Annotated in this window: 4 protein-coding genes; 2 read left to right on the plus strand and 2 right to left on the minus strand. The window is 48.3% G+C overall.

Annotation, left to right across the window (positions count from 1 at the left end; all coding sequences use genetic code 11):
• The coding region (gene yegD, locus B2R29_RS03255) for a molecular chaperone (RefSeq protein ID WP_301179772.1) at window positions 1-834 on the minus strand (834 nt) is incomplete at its 3' end.
• Between the two features lie 148 nt (window positions 835-982).
• Here yegD and B2R29_RS03260 point away from each other — a divergent pair.
• Both B2R29_RS03260 and B2R29_RS03265 read left to right on the plus strand, forming a co-directional pair.
• On the plus strand, window positions 983-1,558 hold the full coding sequence (locus B2R29_RS03260; RefSeq protein WP_301179773.1) for a DKNYY domain-containing protein: 576 nt from the start codon (window positions 983-985) through the stop codon (window positions 1,556-1,558).
• Between the two features lie 33 nt (window positions 1,559-1,591).
• Complete coding sequence (locus B2R29_RS03265; RefSeq protein WP_301179774.1) at window positions 1,592-2,221, plus strand: metal-dependent hydrolase; 630 nt, start codon at window positions 1,592-1,594, stop codon at window positions 2,219-2,221.
• On the opposite strand, the gene B2R29_RS03270 is transcribed toward B2R29_RS03265, so the two are convergent.
• The gene (locus B2R29_RS03270) at window positions 2,218-2,520 is read right to left on the minus strand and encodes a molybdopterin dinucleotide binding domain-containing protein (protein WP_301179775.1); all 303 of its coding nucleotides are present in this window, start codon (window positions 2,518-2,520) and stop codon (window positions 2,218-2,220) included. The genes B2R29_RS03265 and B2R29_RS03270 overlap by 4 nt on opposite strands.
• Window positions 2,521-3,014: the final 494 nt, after the last annotated feature.

Below are 3,014 nucleotides of genomic sequence, written 5' to 3' on the forward strand. Positions count from 1 at the left end.
ACTTTTGAGCGCGGCATTCATGCCAAATAGTGGCATCAGAGACTCCGTTGCCAGGCGGATATCGAGGTCGTTTCCGCCGACCCGCTCGCCCGTATGTCCAAGAAAATCCGCAGCACGATCTGCTTTCTGAATATGATCCGGTCCCATTCGCACCATTGCACAGTCACTGGTACCACCGCCAATATCAACAACCAGAACGGTTCTATTCTCACTGAGCTGGCGTTCAAAGCTTAAGCCAGCCGCAATCGGCTCATACTGAAATTCGATATCTTTAAAGCCGCTACGTCGTGCTGCAGTTTCGAGAATAGATAATGCTTGTCGGTTACTTTGCTCTGAATTCAGGCCCTGAAAATTCACCGGGCGTCCAATAACGGTTTGAGTCAGAGTGTCGCCAGCAGAGACTTCTGCGCGGTGTTTGATCGTCTGCATCATGGCCGTGACGATATCTTCGAAGAAGCCCACAAACTCAGGGCGAAGCCCGCTGGCACCTAAAAAGGATTTTGGGGATTTAACGAAGTAGCCTTCTTCCGGATCGGCGAAATACTCTTTGAACGCCGCATGACCGACGAACATTACATCATCATCCGCGTGAAGGTCGAGTTCATTACGAGCTCTGAGGGCCATCTGCAACTGGGGTTTGCGTGATGCGATAAAAGCTTCACGATCAGACGTCAGTCCATGACTTACCTGCTCAGTTATAAGCTCACGGGCCATCGCATATAGGGCTGAGGGCATAAAAGTACGCTCGCCATCGACCGGCAATAAACGTATCTCGCCATCCTGTTGCACGCCAATAGCGCAGTTGGAAGTGCCGTAGTCGAAACCGCAGATCATGGAGCAACTCTCTTCAAAAGCGGGAAGGTACCATAGATTGGCTATTGTTTTCAGCTGGCTGTCAGATTGGTCATGATGTTAACGATAAAAGACGAGCATGAGGGTATGATGTAAACCGATTGTGTGAGTAATGTAGGGACATATTGTCGTGCTGAAATCATTGTTAATTCTATCTTCTCTTTTTCTTGCCGTTGGTCTTACCGTCTTTGCTTGGTTTGCTTTTACATTTTTCAAAGCATGGAATGGTGATGGTTACACCGCAGTCGATAAGGCGGTAAGTGATCAGTACTATACGAAAGAAAATCAGCTGTACTTTGTCTCTATGGGTAACTTCTTCTCGTTGGGGGCTAAGAAAATCGAAGGGGCTGATATATCCTCTTTTCAGATTCTCACTACAGAATATGCTCGGGACCTTCAACATCTTTACTTCAACGGAAAAGTAGTCGACTCCGTTGATCTGGAAAGTTTTCAGATACTGTCCCAGGTTTACGCCAAAGATAAGAATTCAGTATACATACTGGGAAAAAGTGAACCTCGTGCTGATCTCCAGACATTTGAGGTTTTTGGCGATAGCTACTATGCCAAAGATAAAAATACGGTTTGGTATTTCTATGGCATTGTAGAGGAGGCTGACCCTCATTCATTTAAAGCACTAGCCGACCCTGTAGAGGGTGTAGATCATAGTAATAGTTTCCTTAGAGGTCACCTGGCCGATGATTCTTAAATATGATGCTGTCATTGTCGAATAGGTAGAATAATGAAACAATCAGTATTCGCTAGAGAAGAATTACATCTTTCCTGGAATCGTTGCTGGTCAGGTATTGGAGCTGCTGGGGATGGGGAAGCGTTAAGACACGACTTAATAGCTGCCTGGAATGAGCCTCAGCGCAAATACCACACCGAACAACACCTGTGTGAATGCCTGGCTCTGTTTGAGGAGTTTCAGCATCTGGCTGCCAACCCACACGAAGTTGAACTGGCAATCTGGTTTCATGATGCTGTGTACGACATTAAAGGCAAAGACAATGAGTTGAAAAGCGCAGAGTGGGCACGAACTGCATTAGAGGAGGCAGGCGTCAGCAAAGAAAAAAGCCAGCGGATTTATGACCTCATTATGGCAACTGAACACAGTGCGATGGATACTCTTGATACGTCAGATAAGCGACTACTCGTCGATATTGATCTGGCCATACTAGGCAGTTCTACAGAAAGATTTGTTGAGTATGACAGACAGGTAAGGGCGGAATACAGCTATGTTCCGGGCTTTCTCTATAGAAGAAAGCGGAAGCAGATACTGCAGTCGTTTCTTAAGCGAAATCCGATTTATCAGACACCCGACCTGAAACTCAGATTTGAGCTTCAGGCCAAACGAAACGTGAGCTGTTAACCCGTACTACCAATCACCACCTGAGCTTCCACCGACACCGGCACGGACTTAAATGCCGGTGTACGGCTGCGCTGATCAACGGTCTGGCCGACGAGAACATTCGCTTCAGGATAGTAAGCCGCGATATTGCCTCGCGGAAGGTCAAACGCGACGACATCGAGATTGCGCATCTCGCCAGTATCTGAACGCAGGGTGATTTTATCTTTCTCTTTTAAACCGAGTGCGGCAATGTCATCTTCATTCATCAGAACCGAATGGCGGTGCTTCGTATCGCGATAGCTGTCACTCTCTTCATAAATGGGGTATCCGGATTATCTGGTTGCTATGCGAAATTGAAAGGTGGGCGACAAGCAAAACTCACAACGGATTAACTGGTTGATAGGCCCTACATAACCACACTTGAAGCACCGTGAGGTGTCGGGATGGGCGAACAGGAGTCAGCAGAGGCCATATTAGGCTCTCTAACCAAGAGCTGAAGGGCTGAACCTGTCACGAGTGGATAGTTGACCACTCTCTGATGTGTACGAGCAGAAGCCTCCCCGGAGGGCTCTCGATAACTGTATGGCGGGCCGGAAGCCCAAAGACTGTCGAAGCGCTCAGAGCACACAGGCGAGCGAATTCAGCGGAACGAAGCTCAGCCCGATAATGGGGGACAGGAACCGCCGTGGTACGGATCCGTTTGCCCGGTGGTGTGAGAGGACGGGGGAGGCGACTCCCCCTCCTACTCGATTCTGCCCCGCCCTGAATAGAGTTCATCTGAAGTTTCTGTGTACATAGCTATCTGGCAATAATC

The organism is Thalassolituus sp. UBA3500 (assembly GCF_002377545.1).
In the GTDB taxonomy this organism is placed as follows: Bacteria; Pseudomonadota; Gammaproteobacteria; order Pseudomonadales; family Oceanobacteraceae; genus Thalassolituus.

Excerpts from the sequence above, each read along its gene's own strand:
- B2R29_RS03265 (WP_301179774.1), top strand. The coding sequence starts at position 1,592 with ATGAAACAATCAGTATTCGCTAGAGAAGAATTACATCTTTCCTGGAAT.